Origin of the sequence: Nocardiopsis sp. MG754419 (genome assembly GCF_018207095.1) — a bacterium.
Classification (GTDB): Bacteria; Actinomycetota; Actinomycetes; order Streptosporangiales; family Streptosporangiaceae; genus Nocardiopsis.
Genome location: NZ_QOCZ01000102.1, coordinates 1 through 20,201 on the forward strand (window position 1 = coordinate 1; position 20,201 = coordinate 20,201).

General features: G+C 69.1%; 16 protein-coding genes. 8 read left to right on the forward strand and 8 right to left on the reverse strand.

Features of this window, described 5'->3' with window-relative positions; translation table 11 throughout:
- A partial coding sequence (locus DSY14_RS18650) for an iron chelate uptake ABC transporter family permease subunit (protein WP_211717872.1) occupies positions 1–302 on the forward strand: 302 nt, incomplete at its 5' end.
- A 79-nt stretch (positions 303–381) separates the two neighbouring features.
- On the opposite strand, the gene DSY14_RS18655 is transcribed toward DSY14_RS18650, so the two are convergent.
- A complete protein-coding gene (locus DSY14_RS18655) occupies positions 382–1,842 on the reverse strand; it encodes an amidohydrolase family protein (protein ID WP_211717873.1) in 1,461 nt (486 codons plus the stop codon).
- A 358-nt stretch (positions 1,843–2,200) separates the two neighbouring features.
- Here DSY14_RS18655 and DSY14_RS18660 point away from each other — a divergent pair, with 358 nt between their 5' ends.
- From DSY14_RS18660 to DSY14_RS18675, 4 genes are all read left to right on the forward strand, one after another.
- Positions 2,201–3,421 carry an MFS transporter gene (locus DSY14_RS18660; RefSeq protein WP_211717874.1) on the forward strand — a complete coding sequence of 407 codons (1,221 nt, stop codon included), beginning with the start codon at positions 2,201–2,203 and terminating at the stop codon, positions 3,419–3,421.
- On the forward strand, positions 3,408–4,148 hold the full coding sequence (locus tag DSY14_RS18665; protein WP_211717875.1) for a MerR family transcriptional regulator: 741 nt from the start codon (positions 3,408–3,410) through the stop codon (positions 4,146–4,148). The genes DSY14_RS18660 and DSY14_RS18665 overlap by 14 nt, the downstream gene beginning before the upstream one ends.
- Before the next feature lie 164 nt (positions 4,149–4,312).
- The gene (locus DSY14_RS18670; protein ID WP_211717876.1) at positions 4,313–6,241 is read left to right on the forward strand and encodes a S9 family peptidase; all 1,929 of its coding nucleotides are present in this window, start codon (positions 4,313–4,315) and stop codon (positions 6,239–6,241) included.
- 258 nt (positions 6,242–6,499) lie between these two features.
- Positions 6,500–7,705: a DUF418 domain-containing protein gene (locus DSY14_RS18675; RefSeq protein WP_211717877.1), complete on the forward strand. Its 1,206-nt coding sequence runs from the start codon at positions 6,500–6,502 to the stop codon at positions 7,703–7,705.
- A 149-nt stretch (positions 7,706–7,854) separates the two neighbouring features.
- On the opposite strand, the gene DSY14_RS18680 is transcribed toward DSY14_RS18675, so the two are convergent.
- Positions 7,855–8,169 carry a hypothetical protein gene (locus tag DSY14_RS18680; protein WP_211717878.1) on the reverse strand — a complete coding sequence of 105 codons (315 nt, stop codon included), beginning with the start codon at positions 8,167–8,169 and terminating at the stop codon, positions 7,855–7,857.
- Positions 8,170–8,995: 826 nt separating this feature from the next.
- On the opposite strand from DSY14_RS18680, the gene DSY14_RS18685 reads away from it, so the two are divergent.
- Together DSY14_RS18685 and DSY14_RS18690 are read left to right on the forward strand one after the other, a co-directional pair.
- Positions 8,996–9,169: a hypothetical protein gene (locus DSY14_RS18685; protein ID WP_211717879.1), complete on the forward strand. Its 174-nt coding sequence runs from the start codon at positions 8,996–8,998 to the stop codon at positions 9,167–9,169.
- A 377-nt stretch (positions 9,170–9,546) separates the two neighbouring features.
- A complete protein-coding gene (locus tag DSY14_RS18690; RefSeq protein ID WP_211717880.1) occupies positions 9,547–10,209 on the forward strand; it encodes a hypothetical protein in 663 nt (220 codons plus the stop codon).
- Positions 10,210–10,582: 373 nt separating this feature from the next.
- Here the strand turns inward: DSY14_RS18690 and DSY14_RS18695 are convergent, their stop codons facing one another.
- The 6 genes from DSY14_RS18695 to DSY14_RS18720 all read right to left on the reverse strand — a co-directional run bounded on the left by DSY14_RS18695 (position 10,583) and on the right by DSY14_RS18720 (position 18,890).
- Positions 10,583–13,741 carry an RHS repeat protein gene (locus tag DSY14_RS18695; protein ID WP_211717881.1) on the reverse strand — a complete coding sequence of 1,053 codons (3,159 nt, stop codon included), beginning with the start codon at positions 13,739–13,741 and terminating at the stop codon, positions 10,583–10,585.
- Positions 13,742–14,296: 555 nt separating this feature from the next.
- Positions 14,297–15,088 carry an MBL fold metallo-hydrolase gene (locus tag DSY14_RS18700; protein WP_211717882.1) on the reverse strand — a complete coding sequence of 264 codons (792 nt, stop codon included), beginning with the start codon at positions 15,086–15,088 and terminating at the stop codon, positions 14,297–14,299.
- Between the two features lie 31 nt (positions 15,089–15,119).
- Entirely contained in the window at positions 15,120–16,235 is a 1,116-nt protein-coding gene (locus DSY14_RS18705; protein ID WP_211717883.1) for an ABC transporter ATP-binding protein, read from the reverse strand.
- On the reverse strand, positions 16,232–16,993 hold the full coding sequence (locus tag DSY14_RS18710) for an ABC transporter permease (RefSeq protein ID WP_211717884.1): 762 nt from the start codon (positions 16,991–16,993) through the stop codon (positions 16,232–16,234). Before DSY14_RS18710 ends, DSY14_RS18705 begins: the two co-directional genes overlap by 4 nt.
- On the reverse strand, positions 16,990–17,850 hold the full coding sequence (locus tag DSY14_RS18715) for an ABC transporter permease subunit (protein WP_307851272.1): 861 nt from the start codon (positions 17,848–17,850) through the stop codon (positions 16,990–16,992). The genes DSY14_RS18710 and DSY14_RS18715 overlap by 4 nt, the downstream gene beginning before the upstream one ends.
- Positions 17,847–18,890: an extracellular solute-binding protein gene (locus tag DSY14_RS18720; RefSeq protein ID WP_211717885.1), complete on the reverse strand. Its 1,044-nt coding sequence runs from the start codon at positions 18,888–18,890 to the stop codon at positions 17,847–17,849. The genes DSY14_RS18715 and DSY14_RS18720 overlap by 4 nt, the downstream gene beginning before the upstream one ends.
- A 192-nt stretch (positions 18,891–19,082) precedes the next feature.
- Here DSY14_RS18720 and DSY14_RS18725 point away from each other — a divergent pair, with 192 nt between their 5' ends.
- Entirely contained in the window at positions 19,083–20,105 is a 1,023-nt protein-coding gene (locus DSY14_RS18725; protein WP_211717886.1) for a LacI family DNA-binding transcriptional regulator, read from the forward strand.
- Positions 20,106–20,201 lie beyond the last annotated feature (96 nt).

Sequence of the window (20,201 nt, forward strand, 5' to 3'; positions counted from 1 at the left end):
TCTCTCGGACCGCCCTGTTGTTCACCGCGGCGGCACTGGCGGCGATGGCCACCGCGGTCGCCGGTCCCGTCGCGTTCGTCGCCCTGGTCGCTCCGCAGATCGTACGGCGGCTCCTGGTCGGGGGCGCGCTCGGGCTGCTCCCCACCGCGGCCTGCGGCGCCCTGTTGGTGGTCGGCGCGGACCTGATCGCGCGCACCGTCTTCGGTGGGAGCGAGCTGCCCGTCGGTGTGGTCACCGGGGTGCTGGGAGCCCCGTACCTGCTGTACCTGTTGACCCGCGGCGGCCGAACGCGGCGACGGTGAACGGCAACGGGGCCTGACGGGCGGTCGGGCGCGACCGGGACGGCTCGCGCGGCCCCGGGTCCGCCGCGCCACTGTCGTCTCAGAGGGATCGCTCGCCGAAGCCCTCGCCGTAGCCACCGTTGCGCAGTGCCCCGGTCCCGCTGTCGGCGAGGATCCGCAGGCCCGCTTCGCGGAGCAGAGCGCCGTCCTCCCGCACACGGTCGGCGTCCACCAGGCGACCGTCGCGCTTGACGAAGCGACCGTCGATGAGCACGTGCGCGATGTTGCCCGGGTGCGCGAAACCCACGATCGTGTCCACCGGGTTCAGCGCGGGAACGAGGTTGACGTCCGAGCGGCGGAACATCACCAGGTCGGCGCGTTTGCCAGGGGAGATCGACCCGATCTCGTCCTGCAGGCCCAGGGCCGCGGCACTGTCCAACGTCGCCCAACGCAGGGCGTCGTGGCTCGTGGGCACCCGATGCGGGGGGACGTCCATCCCGCGGTGCACCACGTTCGTCGCGGCGACCTCCTTGGAGGCCTCCCTGACCACCGCGGCCGTCTGGTGGTCGAAGAGCCGTTGGACGAGCAGGGAGTCGCGCAGTTCGCGCAGCATGCAGCCCGAGGTGTTCTCCTCGCTGTCGGTGCCCAGGCTGGGTCGGCCGCCGAGAGCGATGACCCGGCGGATGAGGGGTTCGCGCCGGCCGCCGGTCACCTCGCTCGTGGGGGTGGCGGTGAGGGTGGCGCCCGCGTCGATCAGGGTCCTGATCTCGTCGTCGGCCATCGCGGTGGCGTGCACGACGTTGTGCTTCGCGTGGAGGAGCCCCTCGTCCGCCACCGTGAGATATCCGCCCTCGACCCTGCCCGGCAGGCCCGAGACGTGGGCGGTGGAGATGACGTCGAGTTCCTTGGCCAAGGCGAGGTCGTGGCGCACGACGTCGAGCGGTGAGTAGTCGGGGCCCAGGATGCCGATGCCGAACCGGAGCAGCCCGTCGTTGGACCCGAAGGCGTCCCGCAGCCGTCGGGCCTCCGCCGCCGGATAGGGCACCTGGGAGAAGTGCGGGGCGCCCTGCGCGGGCGACGTCTTGACCGTGCCGGCGGCGAACAGTCCACGGATACCGGAGGCACGGAGTCCCTCGATCGCGGCGTCGACGTGTTCGGGGGTGCGACTGCCGTGATGCCACTCCAGCACGGTGGTGGTGCCCGCGTCGATGAGGGACCGCGCTCCGACGAAGAGCCCGAGACGCAGGTCCTCCGGCCGCAGCACCGGGACGAAGTCGTTCTGGACCCGCAGGTGGAACTCGATCCCGCTCCAGTTGACGCCGAGCGCGCGGACGGCCGTCTGCCAGAGGTGGATGTGGGCGTTCACCAGACCGGGGATCACGATGAGGTCGTGCCCGTCGATGACCTGGTCACCGGCGGAGGTGTCGATCCGTGGGGAGCCGACGGAGTCGCCGACGGCGACGATCCGGCCGTCGTCGATGAGAAGGTCCGCGTCCTCGATCACCCCGAGACGCGGATCGACCGTGATCGCGGTGGCACCCTGAATCAGCGTCTTCGCCATGAACCCTCTACCGTCGCCCGTCACGATCGTCCGATCGACATCGCGAGAACGATCATGTGAGCGGTTCGGACCGGCGTCAAGCACGCCGGGCACGGATCCGCGCGAGTGCTCCGGGGGACGACCGCCCGGTGCGGGCCGCGCCGGGAGAACGGCCGCGGGGCCTCGGAACACGGTGGATGTGGCCCGAGCGCCGGGTCGGCGTTCCGTGGAGCCGTGCACCGAGCACCGGGGGCCTTCCGCGGACCACGATGGCACCGTCACGGTCGCGGGCGTGGTGTCGGGGATCACCGTCCGGGCCGGGGCCTGGACCGGGCACACGCTTGACTCGGCCCTGACGTCAGGGTCTTTCCTGGGGCGTATGCCGCTCATCGCCCTCATCTATCTCGCTTCACACCTCCTCAGCCTGCTCGGCAACGGCATCGCCGCGGTGGCCCTGCCGCTGATCGTGCTGCAGACGACCGGCAGCCCGTTGGGCACGGCGGCGCTGGCGGCCTCGACGGCGGTCCCGGCCGTGGTGGTCGGTCTGCTCAGCGGGGTGATCATCGACCGGATCAACCGCCGCACGGCCTCGGTGGTCTCCGACGTCATCTCCGCCGCCTCGATCGCCGCGCTCCCGCTGGTCGACCTGGTGTGGGGCCTGGACCTGACGTGGTTCATCGTCCTGGGCATCCTGGGCTCCTTCGGGGACGTGCCCGGCATGACCGCCCGTGAAGTGCTGGCACCAATGGTGGCCCGGCGCGCGGGCCTGGACCTGACACGGATCATCGGCCTGCGCCAGACCCTGACCTCCGCCGCCCTGGTGATCGGCCCGGCGGCGGCCGGCGTGCTGCTCGCCACCTTCGACGCCACTTCCGTACTGTGGATCACCGCGGCGACCTCGGCGCTCGCGGCGCTGTTGACGCGGACCCTGCCGCGCGGACTCGGTGAGGTCGAGGCCCGGACGTCGCCGCGGCGGCCCATTCTGCGCGAACTCGGAGAAGGGATGGCGGTGGTGGCACGCAGCCGATTCCTGCTCGGCACGTCGGGTCTGGTCATCGGCCTGGCCGTGGCGCTCGGCGGGTTGCAGGGCCTGGTGATGCCGCTCTACTTCGACCTCATCTCCCGTCCCGACCTGCTCGGTCTGGTCCTCACCGCGCTCGCCCTCGGGATGCTGGGTGGTGCGACGCTCTACAGCGGCTTCGGGCGACGTCTCCCCCCGCGAGCGTGGTTGTCGGCCGGTCTGGTGCTGACCACCACCGGGTTCCTGCTGATGGCCTCCCTGATCACCCCGGCCCTGGTGTTCGTGGGCGCCGCGGTGCTCGGCCTCGGCAACGCCGTGGTCGGCGCGGTCATCGGGGTGTTGCAGATCGAGCGCACCACCCCCGACGTACGCGGGCGCGTGCTCAGTGTGAAGTCGGCCCTGCTCACCCTCGCCGCGCCGGCGGGGATCGGTCTGGCCGGGGTGATCGCCGAGTACGGGTCGCCGGTCCTGGCCGGACTCACCGTGGCCGGGGTGTGGGTCCTCGTCCTGTTGACCGTGATCGTCTCGCGCGCTCTGCGCGACCTGGAATCGAAGGAGCCCGCCGTTGCTCAGCAGTGAACTCGCCGCGCTGGCCGGCGTCACCGTGCGCACGTTGCGCCACTACCACCAGATCGGGTTGTTGCCCGAGCCACCGCGCTCGTCCGGGGGGTATCGGCACTACGACGTGGGCCACCTCGTCCGGCTCCTGCGCATCACGAGGTTGACCGCGCTCGGGGTGCCCCTGTCCGCGCTGCCGGCGGTGTTGGACGATCCGGACGCCGCCGACGCGCTCCTCGACGAGCTCGACCACCGGGCAGCCGCCGAGATCGAACGGCTCACCGCCCGCCGGGCCGTCATCGCGGCGCTGCGCCGCAGCGGCGCCCCGCCCGACCTGCCTCCGGAGCTCTCCTCGTGGCGTTCGGACCCGGAGGAGGAGATGCCGGCGGACATGGTCCGCTACGAGCACGAACAGCTCATCCTCATCGGGCACCTGCTCGAACAGGGCGGCCTGACGGGGTTCTCCGCTCTGTTCGACACCGCGGACGGGCCGATGACCGCGCCCGCACCCCTGACGGCGCGCTTCTACACCCTCGAACCCGACGCCTCGGACGACGAGGTCTCCGCGCTGGTGGACGCTCTGGTGGCCTACATGGAACCGGTGGTGGCCCGGATGGCCGATACGCCCCCGCTGGACTCGCGGGCCTCGGCGCTGTTGGACGAACTGAACGAGCAGACGCTCAGGCCCGTGCAACACCGTGTCCTACGCCTGGTGCAGCAACGGTTGGCCCTGGCCGACCCGCCCTGACCCGGGCCGACCGGTCCCGCTCGGGCGCGAGCGGGTTCCGAGGCGTGCCCCCTGTCGGGGTCCTGGCTTTTATGACCCGGATCACACCCGGTGGCCTTGAGCCCGACGCGACGTCGGGGCTTTGACTCGGGATCGCACGCACCCATCGACCACGAGGATCCACCATGACCACACCAACGGAGCCGATCGCCGTCGAAGACTTCTTCGGCCCGCCCACACGCAGCCGGGCCCTGTTGTCCCCGGACGGCACGAAGGTCTCCTACCTCGCCCCGTGGCGCGGCCGGCTCAACGTGTTCCTGCGGGACCTGGACTCGGACTGGTCGGGCCCCGACACGGTGAACGACGCCGACGCCCCGGGCGCGCGGCGCATCACCTCGTCCACCCGGCGCAACATCGACACCTTCCTCTGGAGCGCCGACGGCCGCTACCTGCTGTTCCAGCAGGACGACGACGGTGACGAGAACTGGCACCTGTACCGGGTCGACCCGAACCGCCCCGAAGAGAAGGCGGTCGACCTGACGCCCTTCGAGGGCGTGCGGCTCCTCGGTCTGCGACTCCCGCCGGAACGGCCGGGGACGGCCTACGTTCAGCTCAACAAGCGCCGCCCCGACATGATCGACCTGTACGAGCTCGACCTGGCGACCGGCGCGCTGACCGTGGTCGCCGAGAACCCCGGAGACGTCATCGGCTGGCTGGTCACCCATGACCGTGTGCTGATGCTCACCACGGAGGACGGCGGTGACCACGTGCTCTCGGAATACGTCGACGACGGCCGACGCCCGATCACCCGGATCTCCGGTTACGACCACCCCTTCGGTTTCATCCCGGCTGCGCTCACCCCGGACGGGAACGGACTGTGGTGCGGTTCGACGCGCGGGTCGGACCGCACCCGCCTGGTCCGCGTCGACCTGGACACCGGCGAGCAGGTGGGGGTGGACGGTCACCCCGCCTTCGACCTGGACACACCTCGCCCCGACGTCGACCCGCGCTTTCCCTCCGCGCTGATCCTGCACTCGACCACCGGAGAACTGCTGGGCGCCCGGTACCTCGGCGCCCGTCAGGAGATCCACGCGCTCGATCCGCACTTCGCCACGGTGCTGACGCGGTTGGCGGAACTGTCCGACGGTGACCTGGCCCATGTGTCCTGCGACGCCACGGCGCAGCGGTGGATCGTGGACTTCACCCACGACCGCGACCCCGGCGTCACCTGGTTCTACGACCACGCCACCGGGCGGGCGCGCCGCCTGTTCCGACCGTTCCCGCACCTGGATCCGGCCCGGCTGGCCTCGGTCACCCCGATCTCCGTCACGGCCCGGGACGGGATGACCCTGCCCTGCCACCTCACCCTGCCGGTCGGGGTCCCGGCGCGCGACCTGCCCACCGTCCTGCTGGTGCACGGCGGACCGTGGTACCGGGACAGCTGGTGCTACGACCCGGAGGTCCAGCTCCTGGCCGACCGTGGCTACGCCGTACTCCAGGTGAACATGCGCGGCTCCACGGGCTACGGGAAGGCCCACACCCAGGCCGCGATCGGCGAGTTCGCCGGACGCATGCACGACGACCTCATCGACGCCCTCGACTGGGCCATCGGGCGGGGGTACACCGACCCGCACCGGGTGGCGATCTACGGCTGCTCCTATGGTGGCTACGCCGCGCTGGTCGGGGCCGCGTTCACCCCGGACCGGTTCGCCGCCGCGGTCAGCTACACCGGCATGTCCGACCTCGTCGACCTCGTCGAGTCGGTCGTTCCGGTCGCCCGGCGCGCCGTGGAGAACAGCTACCTGCGCTACATCGGCGACCCGGACGACCCCCGGCAGAAGGCCGACATGCTCGCCCGCTCACCCATCAGCCGGGTCGACGACATCACCGCACCGATGCTGCTGATCCACGGCGCCAACGACGTCCGCGTCCACCGCAGGCACTCCGACCGTGTCGTCGACGCGCTGCGCGCACGCGGCTCCGAGGTCGAGTACCTGCTGAACGAGAACGAGGGCCACTGGTTCACGAACCCGGAGAGCAACATCGAGCTGTACGGCACCCTGGAGCGGTTCCTGGCCCGGCACCTGGGCGGGCGATCCTCGACCACGTCCTGATCCGCGGGGTCGGTCCGGGACCACATCTCGCCCCCGCGCGACCATCGGTGCGTTCCACCGGTCGCGCGGGGGCCTCACGTTCCTCGCCCACCGCGACGGGCCACCTCGGCCACCCCGTGTTCCGAGCGGACTCGACCCGCACGACGCGCGGGGACGGACGGACTCCGACGGAAGATCCCCGAAGCAGCGACTTTGGTCGGGTGACCCGAACCGCTCGTACGATGCGCGACTCCGGACGGCGTCACTAGCGTCGAACGCATGCCCAGATCCCGTGACACCGCATCCAGGTCCCCTCGGCCGGCAGGGGGGTCGGTCGCACCGACGCCCGCCAAGGAACGCCTCCTGGCACCGGACCTGGCACGGGGGATGATGCTGTTGCTCATCGCCCTCGCCCACTCCCGGATGCTGCACGCGGGGGGCCTGTCCTTCACCGCGCCCGCCGGCGGAGGGCCGATCGACGTCGCCGTCCAGTGGCTGCTGACGTCCCTCGTCGACGGGCGGTCCGCACCGCTGTTCGGCCTCCTGTTCGGGTACGGGCTCGTGCAGCTGACCCGGCGGCACTCCGGCCCCGACGGAGATCCGGCCCGGGCCCGGCGCCTGATCCGCCGACGCGGAGTCTGGTTGATCGTGTTCGGCGCCGCCCATGTCATCCTTCTCTACAGCGGGGACGTCATCGGTGCCTACGGTGTGTTCGCCGTGGCGCTCGCCGGGGCGGTGTCCTGGTCCGGCCGTCGACTGTGGTCGGTCGCCGTGGTCGCCCTCGTGTTCGGCGTCGTCGTCCACGCCGTGATCCAGGTGGCGGCCGGGCAGTCCGTGCCGCTGCCGGTGGGCGCCACCGTGGTGGACAGCGCGCTGCTGCGTGCCGCCGCGCTCCCGATCCTGCCCATCGCGGCGCTGTCCATGGTGCCCTCGGTGCTCATCGGTATCTGGGCCGGCCGGATGCGGGTGTTGGAGCAGCCCGACCGTTACCGGTCGCTCCTGCGTCGCACCGTCCTCCTCGGGTTCCCCGTGGCCGTGCTGGGTGCGCAGCCGGTCGCGCTGCAGGCCGTGGGGGTGTGGACGCCGGGTACGCCCGGGGTCGGCGTCTTCGCTCTGGCGCTGTTCGCCGCGACCGGTATCGCCGGTGGTCTCGCCTTCGCTGCGGCGATCGCGCTCGTCGCGACGCGTATCGGGGAACGACGCGGACGCGTGACCACGGCGCTCGTGGCGTGCGGGCGACGGTCGATGACCTTCTACCTCGCCCAGTCGCCGGTGTGGTGGGTGGCCACCGAACCCTCGCTGTTGGACCTGGGCGGTGCGCTGGGCGCCGCGGCGGCCGCCGGCGTCGCCATCGCCACCTGGGTCGTCACCGTCGTCATCGCCGATGTCATGGAGCGCAGGGGACGGAGGGGACCGGCCGAAGCGCTCCTGCGGCACCTGACCTACCGCGAACGGACCCGGCGGCCCGTACCGACGCGGCCATAGACGCCACCGCACGGCCCGACGCGAGGGCGAAGCCCCGCCGAGGGGCGTCCGCCGAGGTCGATGTCGTTGAACAGGGCGTGCTCGGAGGGACACGAGCCGCCGCCCCCGGAGAGAGGCCTTGGCCATGGGCGCCAGGGTCTCTTCCGCGTTCACCCCGGGAATGATCCTGATGCCAGACGACCCACGGCATAGGCCGAACCCACAACGAGGAGAAACACCAGAAGAGCCAGAACAAGCCATCGATACTTGATCATCTGTCGAACATCGGCGGTCGTCCGACCGGAGGAACCCGGTCCATCGGATGAAGTGTGGAGCCAGGCCCAGAACAGAATTCCCATGATGATGACGTAAGTGATTCCGACGAGCCAGAGGATCGGCGCACCGAAGCGCACCACCGAGGGGATCGCGAGCAGCGCAAATCCGCTGAACATCAGAATCAGAAGCACAAGTTGCTTAGCGCTCAATGAGCCTCTCCCCGGATCATAACGCGAAACCCAGCATAGCCATCGACCCCACTCTAGGCTTGAATAGACGCCCCGGCAACCACACGGTCACTACGTGCACTCCGGAACGAGAACAGTAGCCTGAGCTCGACACCCTCTACACCCTCAACCTTTTCCCGAATGTATGACTCCGGAACACTGAGCGCTCTCTGCTTCCCGGAGAATCACGACAGTTCCCATAATTATCACCATCACCTGAACCCCATTGCCAACCACATGTCGAGACCCATCACGGAGCTCACTCATCCCAGCAGCAGCGCAATGAGCAACGGCGCAAAAATTATGAAACTGACTCGTTTCACAAAGTCACACTTTCCTCGGCTCGGAGATCGACCGCTTACCGGGTCGCGCAGCCCATCCCGCCGACCCCACCGGGGTAGGCTCACCGTTGGAGCCACCCACCAAGTCGGTGCACTCACCCTCAAGGATGACTGTGATGCCCAGGTTGGCACTGGAGAGACGCCGGCGAGACGGGGGCGGCCATCCGTGGAGGACCATCCTCACGCCGAAGGAGCGGACCACAGTGAAGCACCGACCAGCAACATGATGCCATTTCTCGTAACAAAGTACGACACCGAGAACTACTGCTGGATGCGAACTCCATACCGAGTCACATTTCTTTAATCAGCGGAATCCTTGGCGCCTCGATTTTTCCATTCTCTCCTTACCTGAACCACCAACATCAAGGCCGCAGGAAAACCCACTCTCGGATATAATGAGGTCGCTTGCAGCGTGGGCGTGGTCTCTCATCTCCTGCGAGGAGAAGTCGGTCTGGGCCAATCTCAGCGTGAACGCGCCGCAGAAGCGGCGGCGCGCGACATATCCAAAGCCAACAGATCTCACTTACACCGTGGAATACGGGATCCGCTGGTGCAAAATCCACCGCAGCGCGGTCACGGGGCACGACGATCTCGCCTTGCGCCACCAAGACACCGTGTACACCACCGCAACCGAAGAATGATTCTGGCCAACTTCGACACATGCCCTAGACGGCTGCATTCTTAGGCCATGCCCGACCCCTGAGCATCGGCACATTCGGTGCACCTGAGAACATCAGACCCAATATAGATCTCAAGATCACTCGAGATCCTACACAGTCCCTTGATCCCGAGCCCTGTGCAAGATGAATGAGATTCTTGCCAACGCAACGAAGCCAACAATTCCAAAGATAAGCACACCCCAGAGATTCTGCGCTATAGCCGCAGCCATGACAGCAAACAGGCAAGCGGCGACTGCAGCCAAAAGCCACTTGACGGTTTCTTTTTCTTTCCGCAATAGAATCTCCACCTGAGTCCGCCCCGCCCCGCGCTCACACCCCGAGCGTTCTGTGACGGCAGCGTGGCCGACATCAGCCACGCCCTCACCGCGCTCTCCGATCACTACACCGAACTCGGCCACCTCCTGCGTGAGAAGACCCGGAACCCGGGCGGGGAACGCGTGCACACCAGCCGCCCCGAACCGCTTTCACCTTCGGATCTTGAGGTGGACCGGTTCATGGTGACCATGCACGACGTGCTGCTGTCATGGGAAGAACGAGTACGCGCGGCAGCGGGACTCCAGCCCTCCACGACCGACATCTCCTGGGAACGTCGACCCGCCGTGATCAGCCGGGCCTGCGGACTGCTCTCCCGCTTCGTGCTGGGCCTGATCAGCTTGGAGGAGGAGCCGATGCGCCGCGCGCTCACCCTTCAGGACCCGGGGAACCTGCCCGAGGACGTTCTGGGGGTGGTGCGCCCCGACTACGTGGACCCCTACCCCGAACTCGCGGGGGCTGACGCCGGACGGGAGGTGCTGTGGCTGCACCGACGCGCGCAGACGATGACCGACCAGACCATCCGGACGCTCACCCTGGACGGGGTTCCGTGTCCGCACTGCGAACTGATGATGCTCACGCGCCGGAGCGGGGACAACGGTGTGTGGTGCGCGGCTTGCCGCACCATGACGCCCATGGAGGAGTACACGGCGTGGGCTTCCGAGCTGACGGCAAGCGCGCGACATTGAGCAGGCAGGAGCCCGGACCCCTACCGCAAAAAGTCGTCCTTTTTGCGATGCCTCTTTCAACCCTTCGGAGAACTCAAAAAAGATCACCCAAGAAAATCGATGTCAAAACAAAGGCAAGCGCTCCAATAAATAGTGCCAGTATTGCAAATCTCTCCAAGACGGAAGCGTCACGCGGCGATTTCCCAACGACCATCAACCTCAAGAGGAGCACAGCCCCAAGGACCAAAAGGACTGCTGCGATAATATGAAGCATATGCCCTCCCGGGCCGCCCGAGCGCCACCCGGGCGGCCCGCCTCTCCTGGCTAGCGCTTTGATGAGACTTTTGTCTTTTTGAGACAATACCACAGAGCGCTTGCTATTTAATACGCTTATTTATGACTGCTGATACATCCAGTATCCTGCACAGGCGAGACCGCCGACTGCCAGGATTCCAGTAGAGATGGCGCCAACGGGCCCGGCAATTGCAAGGACGTACATGGCAACTCCGACTTTTGCTCCCCAGATAGTGAATCCTGCGCAGAGGGCATCCGGCAAGGAAGTTTGAAGCCCGGTGGGGTCGGTGTTGTTGACGGGGTCGCACGCCGCGTAAGTGTGGTTGTTGAGTTCTTGCCGGGAGGGGTCGGGCTGGGTGAACCCGAGCGTGAAGGTGTCGTAGAAGCGGTGGGACAGGTGCACGGTCCCGTCCTGGAACTGGTAGGCGCCGGTGTAGCCGAACGGATTCAGCTCCCCCGCCCTGGTTTCCTCCAGGATGTCACTGTTCTGTTCGCCGTAAGGGCTGTACTCGTACACCGCGTCGGGGGACTCGGCTTCGGAGCCTTCGGCGGTCAGGGCCAGGACGGTGTTCTGTTGGTCCAAGGTGTAGTGGAACCGCTCATCGCCTTCCCAGGCCACCATGGAGATCAGCTCACCATTGGGATCCCGGACGAAGCTGGTGCGCTCACCGCCGGAGGCGATGTTGGTGACGCCCAGGGCGGTGTTGGACAGCTGACGCTCGATGCGGTCCCCGTCGTGGACGTCGGTGATGCCGCGCATCTGGGTCTGGTCGGTGGTGTCGTAGCTCAAACTGGTGGCCAGAGCACCGTCGCCGTCGTCGATACGGGTGTTCTGCTTGGTCACCGAGTAGTCATAGACGTACTCACCCCGACCGGTCATGTTCCCGGCCTCGTCATGGGCCACGTCCTCACCGCGAGCGGTGGTGGGCTGGTCGGCGTCGTTGTAGGTGAACTCCTCCTCACCCGAGGTGAGCAGGTTACCGGCGTCGTCGTAGGTGTAGTCCACCGTGCCGTTGCCGGTCAGGCGCTGCAGACCGTCGTAGGTGAAGGTTTCGGACTCGCCGTTGACGGTGCGCGACTGCAACCGGGCGCTGTCATCGCCGTCGGCGGTGTCCCAGGTGTAGGAGGCCTCGAGCAGGGTCTGTTCGGCGGCGCCGGTGGTGGTGATACCGGTCAGACGACCCGAGGCGTCGTAGGAACGGTCCTCCTCGGCCCCGTCCGGGTGCACGATCGAGGTGCGTTGGTTGTTGGAGTCCGAGGAGAAGGTGGTCTCGGCGCCGGTGTGGTCGGTCAGCGAGGTGAGACGGAACGCGGCGTCGTAGGCATAGGCCGTGCTCTTGCCGTGCTCGACCATCTCGGTGACGTTGCCGGCGGCGTCGTAGGCGTAGGCGGTGGTCTCCGCACCGTTGGCGTCGGTGCGCACGCTTTCGATCAGGTCGCCGCGCCCGTTGTAGGACCAGGTGGTGGTGGCCTGGTCGGTGTGGGTCGCCACCTGGCGGCCGTTGCCGTCGTAGTCGATCGACTGGAGCACATCACCGTCGTGGCTGATGGCCACGATCCGGTCCAGCCGGTCGTAGGCGTAGTCCAGGCGGGTGCCGTTGCCGTCGGTGACCGAGGTGACCCGCGACAGCGAGTCGTAGCCGAACGCGGTGGTCCCGATGGGTCCGGGCTCGACCATCTCGGTGAGGTTGCCCGCCCTGTCGTAGGAGAACGTGGTCTCGTTACCGTTGGCGTCGGTCATCGACGACATCAACCCCTGGCCCGTGTAGGACAGCGAGGTCACGTTGATGTCCATGTCCTGCTGAGTGGCCGAGGTCAGGTTGCCCGCGCTGTCGTAGGACAGGGACAGTTCGTCGCCGTCGGGGGTGGTGACGCTGGTGGGTTTGGCCGGGTTGGCGGTGTCGGCGAATCCGACCGCGGTGGTCGCACCGGTGGGCAGTTCGGTCCCGATGAGGTTGTTGAACTCGTCGTAGTCATAGGTCACCGACGCTTCGAGGGGGTCGGTGGTGGTGGCGACGTCGGAGTTGGCCGTCCAGGTCTGGGAACGTGCGTTGCCGACCTGGTCGGTCGCAGCGGTCTGACGCCCCTGGGAATCGAACTCCAGAGTGGACTCGCCCCCATTGGGGTCGGTCACCACCGTCTCGGTGTTCGACCGCACGAACTCACTGTCGTAGCCGTACGAGGTGCTCGCTCCGCCCTCGGTGCCGTCCGGAGCCGTCAGCGAGGTGACCCGTGAGCGATCGTCGTAAGACAAGGACCAGGTGGCACCGCCGGCGTCGGTGATGGAGGTCAGGTCGGATCCGTCGTAGCCGAACGACAGCTCCTGCCCGGCTCGATCCGTCAGTACGGCGAGGTTGTCGTCCTCGTCGTAGGAGAAGGAAGAGGCCGTCTCACCACCCGGATCGGTGATCTCCAACAGATCGTGGTTCCAGCCCTCGCCCTCCCAATCGAAGGTGGTCACCCGGTCCTGGGAGTCCACGATCGAGGCCAGGTTCCCCTCGGAGTCGTAACGCAGCCTGTTCGTGTTGCCGTTACGGTCGGCCTGGGAGTACAGCCACCCCTCGGCGGTGAAGGTCCAGACCTGGTCCTGGTACTCACCCCGGTGGAAGGTCAGCGCGTAGTGACCGTTCTCGAGCTCGTCGAGATCGGCGTGGAGTCCGGCGGGTGAGTCGTATCCGCCTTCGTCATTACCGTCGAAGAACTCGCAGTAGCCAGAGGGGCCCTGGAAGATGACGGGGTCGGTGAAGCGGAAGTCGAGTCCGACATCGCGCCCGTGACTCATGGACCAGGGCGCGGGGTCGTAATGGGAGTTGTAGAAGGAGGAGACCGACAGGTCCAACCCGGTTCCGGCCATCGTCAGATCTCGGTGCTGGAGTACGACGTTGCCACTCTGGGTGTTGACGGCCAGTTCGAGGCGGTCACTGATCTGGTGACGTTCGAGCGGTTGCCAGTCCTGGATACCACGCAGCTCGTTGGGGCAACTCGACGCGGCGATCTCCGCCACGTCGGAGTTCAAGGCCTCCGCTTCGCTGGTGTCGGCGTCCGCCGACGGTGGTGCCCACGGCTCTGCGGGGGCCTCGCCTCCGACGGGTTCGGTGTTGGCCTCACCCGGTTCCCAGGTCTCGGGGACCGGCACGGTGCGGTCCGAAGGCGAGTGGGGCCCGTCATCGGCCCAGACCGGCGACGCGGAGAGCAGACCAAGGGTCACAGTGGCGGCGGCGGTGGTGGCCAGGGCCGCACGCACGGGGTGCCGTCTCAAGAGAGAAACGCTCCATAGGAAGGGGGATCAGGGGATGAAAGACACTCCCCGACCGGACGGAACCATGGAGCGAGCACGAGAAGCCGACCACGAGCGGGGGATGCAGCCCGGGAAGACTACGGCCCGTCACCCCCGCCGCACGACGCACGCACCGTCACGCCCCTCACGCACGGTCACCTCTCCCCTCAGAGGTTTGAACCCACCGATTCCGGCTAGCGTGCGCGGCGCAACCGTGTGCAGCGGAAACACGGAGCTCTGACACCGTAGCGGGATCGCCGGAACGTGAGGAACACCGACCGCGACCGGGATTCATGTTCGGGGCCGAATGTGGCCGTTGACCATCACTGCCCTGCCGCAACCACGCTGCGGGTTCGCTCGGGCACTCTTGGCGAGAGACGGGATCGGTTCGACCGCTCGGCCCACCGCTCCTCGTGGCCGGGCACGCCGACCGGTCACCGGGCCGCCTGGGGGAGCCCGGTGGACCCCGAGCCTTCCGCCGGGGCCGTCGTGGCGGGACCAGGCCAGGGCCTCGGCCACGACGGCCCGGACGGGTCCCTACGCGGCGCCTGCGGGGAACACACTGCCCGGAACGGCGATGCTCACCGGCCCGGTGAAGTGCTCGGTGGCGTGTTCACGCCCGGCGTCCCAGTCGGCCGGGTCGGCGAAGTGGGTGAGCACCAGGTGACGGGCGTCGGCCTCGGCGGCCAACCGGCCCGCCATCCGCGCGGTCAGGTGGCCGTGGCCGTGCAGGGCCTGTTCGTCGGCCTCCAGGTAGGTGGACTCGCACACGAACAGGTCGGCCTCACGGGCGGCCTCGGCCACCGGTGCGCAGTAACCGGTGTCGGAGGAGAACGCGACCACGCGCCCGTCGGGCGCCTCGAAGCGCAGCGCGGCCGAGGGCACGCTGTGGTGGGCCGCGAAGGACCGGAAGCTCAGCCCGTCGACCTCGTGCACGGTGACACCGTCCCGGGGCATCGGCACGGCTCGGAACGACTGCCCGATCGGCCGGTGCATCGTCGGCAGGGTGGGGATGCCGAACACCGCGTCGAAGGCGGCCAGGCGCTCGGTCTCGCCCTCGGGGTGGAAGAGCGGGATCTGCGCCAGCTTCTCGGGGAAGGTCCATCGGTACGCCCAGGCCATCAGGTCGAGGCTGTGGTCGGCGTGCAGGTGCGTGACCACGATGCCGCGCAGGTCGGCGAGGTCGTGGCGGGCACAGTAGGCGAGCAGCGACCCGGGGCCGGCGTCCACCAGCAGCACGCCGGTGGCGGTGCGCAGCAGATAGCAGGAGGCCGGCCCCTCGCGGGTGGGGGCGGTCGCGTTGGATCCGAGGATCTCCAGTTCGAGCATGTGCGTCCTCTCGTGGTGTCCGGCTGACGGGTCAGGTGTGGGGGTGGAGCAGGGTCGCCCGGCCGGGCGCGACGGTCAACGCGACCGACCGTCCCACACGGGTGTCGGGCGGCACCCGTACCCCCAGGGTGTGGTCTCCGGCGCGGACGGTCAGGTGGAGGGCCTCCCCCGTGAACTCGGTGTGCCGCACCTCGGCGACCAGGACGGAGCCGTCGTCGGCCGCGTCGTCGACGTCGGTCACGGTGAGACTGTCGTGGCGCAACAGCAACCGGGTGGACCCGTGCGCGGTGGGACGCACCGCGAGGTCGCGCACGGGTACACGCCACATGCCGTCCAGCGTCACGGCGTGGTCGTGGTCGCGTGCGGCCTCCAGCAGGACCGCCCCGGACAGGAAGTCGGCGACGAACGCGTCGGCGGGGTCGTCCCAGAGCCCGCGCGGGGTGTCGAACTGGACCAGACGGCCCTCGCGCATCAGCGCGATCCGCGTTCCCAGGGACAGCGCCTCGCGTTGGTCGTGGGTGACGATGAGCGTGGCGCAGTCGGTGGCGGCGAGCATGCCCGACAGTTCCCGACGCAGGTCCCCGCGCAGCTGCGGGTCCAGCGCGGCCAGGGGCTCGTCCAGCAGCAGGGCGTCGGGCCGGATGGCCAGGGCACGGGCCAGGGCCACACGTTGGCGTTGGCCGCCGGAGAGCTGGTCGGGGCGGCGTTCGGCCAGGTCGGTGAGATGGGTCAGCTCCAGCATCGTGTGGACCCGCTCGCGCCTGGTCGGGGCGGGCACCCCGCGGGCGCGCAGGCCGTAGGCGATGTTGGCGGCCACGCTCATGTGCGGGAACACCGCGTAGTTCTGTGGGACCAGACCGACGTTGCGGCGATCCGGGCCCAGGGTCGTCACCTCGCGCCCGGCCAGGCTGATCGTGCCGGTGTCGGCCGGTGTGAGTCCGGCGACGGCGCGCAGGGTGGTGCTCTTGCCGCAGCCGGAGGGGCCGATGACGGCGACCGTCTCCGCCGGGGCCACGTCCAAGGACACCCCGTCCACGGCGGTGGTGTCCCCGTAGCGGACGGTGAGGTCCTCCACGGCAAGTCCTCGGGCGCGGGCACGGTCGATGCGTTCCTCGTCCCGCGGTGCGGCGGGGCTGGGGATGGTCACGGGGTCCTCCTCGGGGCGCGGCGGCGCGCCAGGACGATGGCGGTCAGCACCGGGGCGACGAACGCGATGAAGATCGCCGATTGCGCCGAGGCGAGTTCGAGCCGCTGGGTGGAGTAGGAGTCGAACAGGGCGAACGGCGCGGTGGGGGTCGCCGGTGGTGTGATGAAGAAGCTGATGTTGAACTCACCGAAGGACAGCGCGAAGACCATGGTGACCGCCTGGGTGAGGGCCACCAGACAGGCGGGGACGGTGATGGTGCGCAGCACACGCGTGCGTCCCGCGCCCAGACTGCGCGCCACGCTCTCGTTGGTGCGCAGTTCCGCGTCCGACAGGGCGGGGACCAGCACCGCCAGCGTGAACGGGAGCGTGAAGACCAGGTGGCCCAGGATCAGGAGCAGTCCGCTGGGGCGCAGCATCGGGAAGGTGCCCACCAGTGCCACGCTCAACGCGATACCGGGGACCGCCAGCGGCACGTTCACCAGGTAGCCGGTGAACCGGGTCAGCGGTGAGGGGTGGCGGGCCACCCACCAGGCGAGCGGACCGCCGAGGGCCAGGTTGAGGGCGACGACCAGGGTGGCCACGGCCAGGCTGCGGCCGACCACCGGGGCCAGCGGCGGCCACGCGTAGGCGAACCAGTCGAGGGTGACGCCGCCGCCCCAGGGCCCCTGGGAGAAGTCGACGCTGGTGGCGGCGATCAGGGTGCCGATGAGCGGGATAATGACGAACAGGCAGGTCAGGCGAGTGATGAGCCGGGTCACGCGGTCACCGCCCTGCGAACGAGCGCCGACAGGACCCGGCCCAGGACCAGGGCCAGCACCGCCATCGCCGCGAGGATCACCGCGAGGGTGGAGGACGCGGCCAGTCGGTATCCGGTGGTGAGTTCGTTGGCGACGTTGAGCGGGAGGAGCCGCACCCCTTCGGACAGGGTGGCGACCGTGCCGTATCCGCCCAGGGCCACCGCGATGGCGGTGCCGCCGGTCTCGATGATCGCGGGCAGCAGCAGTGGAAGCGTCACGGTGGTGAACACCCGGGGTCGGGAGGCGCCCAGGGTGCGGGCGCTCTCGGTCAGCGCCGGGTCCAGGGTCGCGGCGGCGCCGCGCAACGGCCCGAGGACCCGGGGCAGGCAGAAGTACATGTAGGCCACCAGCAGGCCGGGGAAGGTGTAGGCCAGACCGGAGAACCCCTCCCAGGCCAGACCGAACAGCCCGGTACGGCCGGTGAGGACGATGGCGAAGAACCCGATGATGATGCCGGGGAGCGCGATCGGCAGGGTGAGCAACGCGTCGGTGGCACCGCCGCCGCGACCGAGTCGATCGTCGTCGGCCTGGCGGAGCACCACCGGCACGGCGACCACGAGCATGAGCAGCACCGCGCCGCCGGCGATGAGCGCGGAGTCGAGCAGGGCGTCACGCACGGAGGCCGAACCGAACGCCCGGACGTAGTGTTCCAGGGTGGGTCCGCCGTCGGCGGGAGGGGCGCCCAGGCCCAGTGAGTTGGCCACCATGACCATCACGGGGTAGACGCTGAACAGACAGATGACGATGAGGGCCGGGAGCGCCGCGAGCCACGCGGTGGCGGTGGCGGGGCGCCCCCGTGCGGGAGCGCGGACGGTCACCGGAAGCCGACCTCGTCCTGGTAGAGCTCGTTGAACTCGGCCTGCCGCGCGCCCTGCTCGATGTAGTCGATGGTCTCGGCCCGCTCGTAGTCCTCGGGGGGCAGGACCCGGTCGGCCTGCTCCTCGGGCATCTCACCGATGACCGGGCGCATGTAACCGGCGGCGAACAGCGCCTGGCCCTGCTCGGAGAAGTAGAAGTCCAACAGCTCCCGGCCGTTGTCCTCGTTGGGCGCTCCGTCGACCAGTCCGACGATGTAGGGGATCTGGAGCGACCCTTCCTCCGGGATGACCACCGTGACGTTGGTGCCCTGGTCCTGGAGCTTGTAGCCGTTGAAGTCGGTGTCGATGAGGATGGGGATCTCGCCCTGGGCGACCTTCGCGGTGGCGGTCTGCGCGCTGGTCGAGGCGCCGTTCTCCCGGAGGTCGTTCAGGTAGTCCAGGCCGGGCCCCCAGTCGTCGAGGTCACCTCCGAGGGCGAGGTTGACGGCGGTGGCGGCCGAGTATCCGACCGCGGCCTGGGTGGGGTCGAGGTAGCCGACCAGGCCCTCGTACTCGGGTTCGAGCAGGTCCGCCCAGCTCGTGGGGACGGGAGCGCCGCCGAGGTGGTCCTCGTTGACGATGAGGGCGATGGTGCCGGTGTGGACGGTGGTCCAGGCACCGTCGGGGTCGCGGAGCTCCTCGGGCACCTGTTCGGCGCCTTCGGGCACGTGGTTCTGCAGGACTCCGGTCTCCACCAGTTGGTCGGCGAAGGCGATGCCGGTGTAGGCGACGTCGGCGACGGGGGAACCCTGTTCCGCCTGGAGGGCGGCGAGCGCCTGCCCGGAGTTCTTGGGGTCGTTGGGGGCCCGGATCCCGGTCTCCTCGGTGAAGGCGGACAGGACCTCGCCGTAGTTGCCCCATTCGGTGGGCGAGTTGTAGGTGATGACGATCTCGCCGTCGCCCGCGGCCGCACCGTCGGGGGGATCCACGTCGCCGCAGGCGGCGAGGGTGAGGACGAGGGCGACGGTGCTCGTGAGCAGGACCGTGGGACGGTGTGGCATGGAGGCTCCGTGGGTCGGGCGGTGGCCGTGTCGGGGGCCGGGGTGGACGTGCGGGACGTTCTGATGAAACGATTAACCATCCGTTTGACCTGCACTGTTGTGATTCGTGACCACACGGCGAACACCCGGGGAACACCCGATCTCCCCGTTGCCTCTCCCCCTCACCCCACCGTGTCCCATGGAAGGACCACCATGTCCGCTCCCCGTCAACGCGTGACCCTTCGTGACGTCGCCGCCAGGGCGGGGGTGTCGGTCGCCCAGGCCAGCTTCGCGCTCAACGGTCGCGGCAGGGTCGCCTCCGCCACCGTCGAACGGGTACGGCGGGCCGCGGCCGAACTCGACTACCAGGTGGACACCCGGGCCCGCCAACTGCGCACCGGGCAACGGGCCGCCTACGGCGTCGTCATCCGCAACATGCGCAATCCGTACTTCCTGGACGTGCTGCGCGGCATGGAGGTCCGGGCCCACCGTCAGGGCGCGTTCCTGCTCATCCTCAGTTCCGACTACGACGTCGAACGGGAGAGCGCGGCGCTGCGTCGACTGTCCGCCGAGGGTGTGGCGGGGTTGGCCATCGCACCCATCGGCCGCCGAGGGCCGTTCCGCGACTGGCTGCCCGGCCGGCCCCACCTTCCCGTCGTGGCGTTCAACTGCACCCCCGACCCCGAGGGACCCTTCGGTGAGCGCGTGTCCACCGTGGGCCCCGACGACGGGGCGGCGATCAGCCTGGCCCTGGAGCACCTGCGCGCCCGCGGCCACCGGGACGCCACCCTGGTGATGGCCCCCGAGGGGCTGGCCGCCGACTGGGGACGCGAGGAGGAGTTCCACCGGCGCTGCGCCGAGTGGGGGCTGTCCGCGACCGTGGTGCGGTGCCCGCTGGACCACGCCGACGTGGCTCGGATGGCCGCGGAGCGGATGCGCGCCGCCTCCGGACACGAGGCGTTCGTGGTCAACTCCGACCACCTGGGCACCGCCGTCTACGAGGCCGCACGCGCCCTGGACCTGCGGGTGGGCCGGGACGTGAGCGTGGTGGCCCACGACGACCTGCCGACCTCGGCACTGCTGGACCCCGGCTTGACCACCCTGCGCCTGGACCGCGAACTCCTGGGCGACCACGTCATGCGCCTGTTGTCCGAACCCGGCGCACCGGAGGCGGTCCGGCTGCCCGTGCACCTGATCGACCGGGGGTCGGTGGCGACGCTGAGCCGACCCTCCTGACGGTTCTTCGGGGCGCGGCCCGACTCGTCGAGGCCCGTCCCCCGGGCGTCGTCGCCTCCCACCCGGGCGCCGTTCGTGCCCCGCTCGGTCACGTGC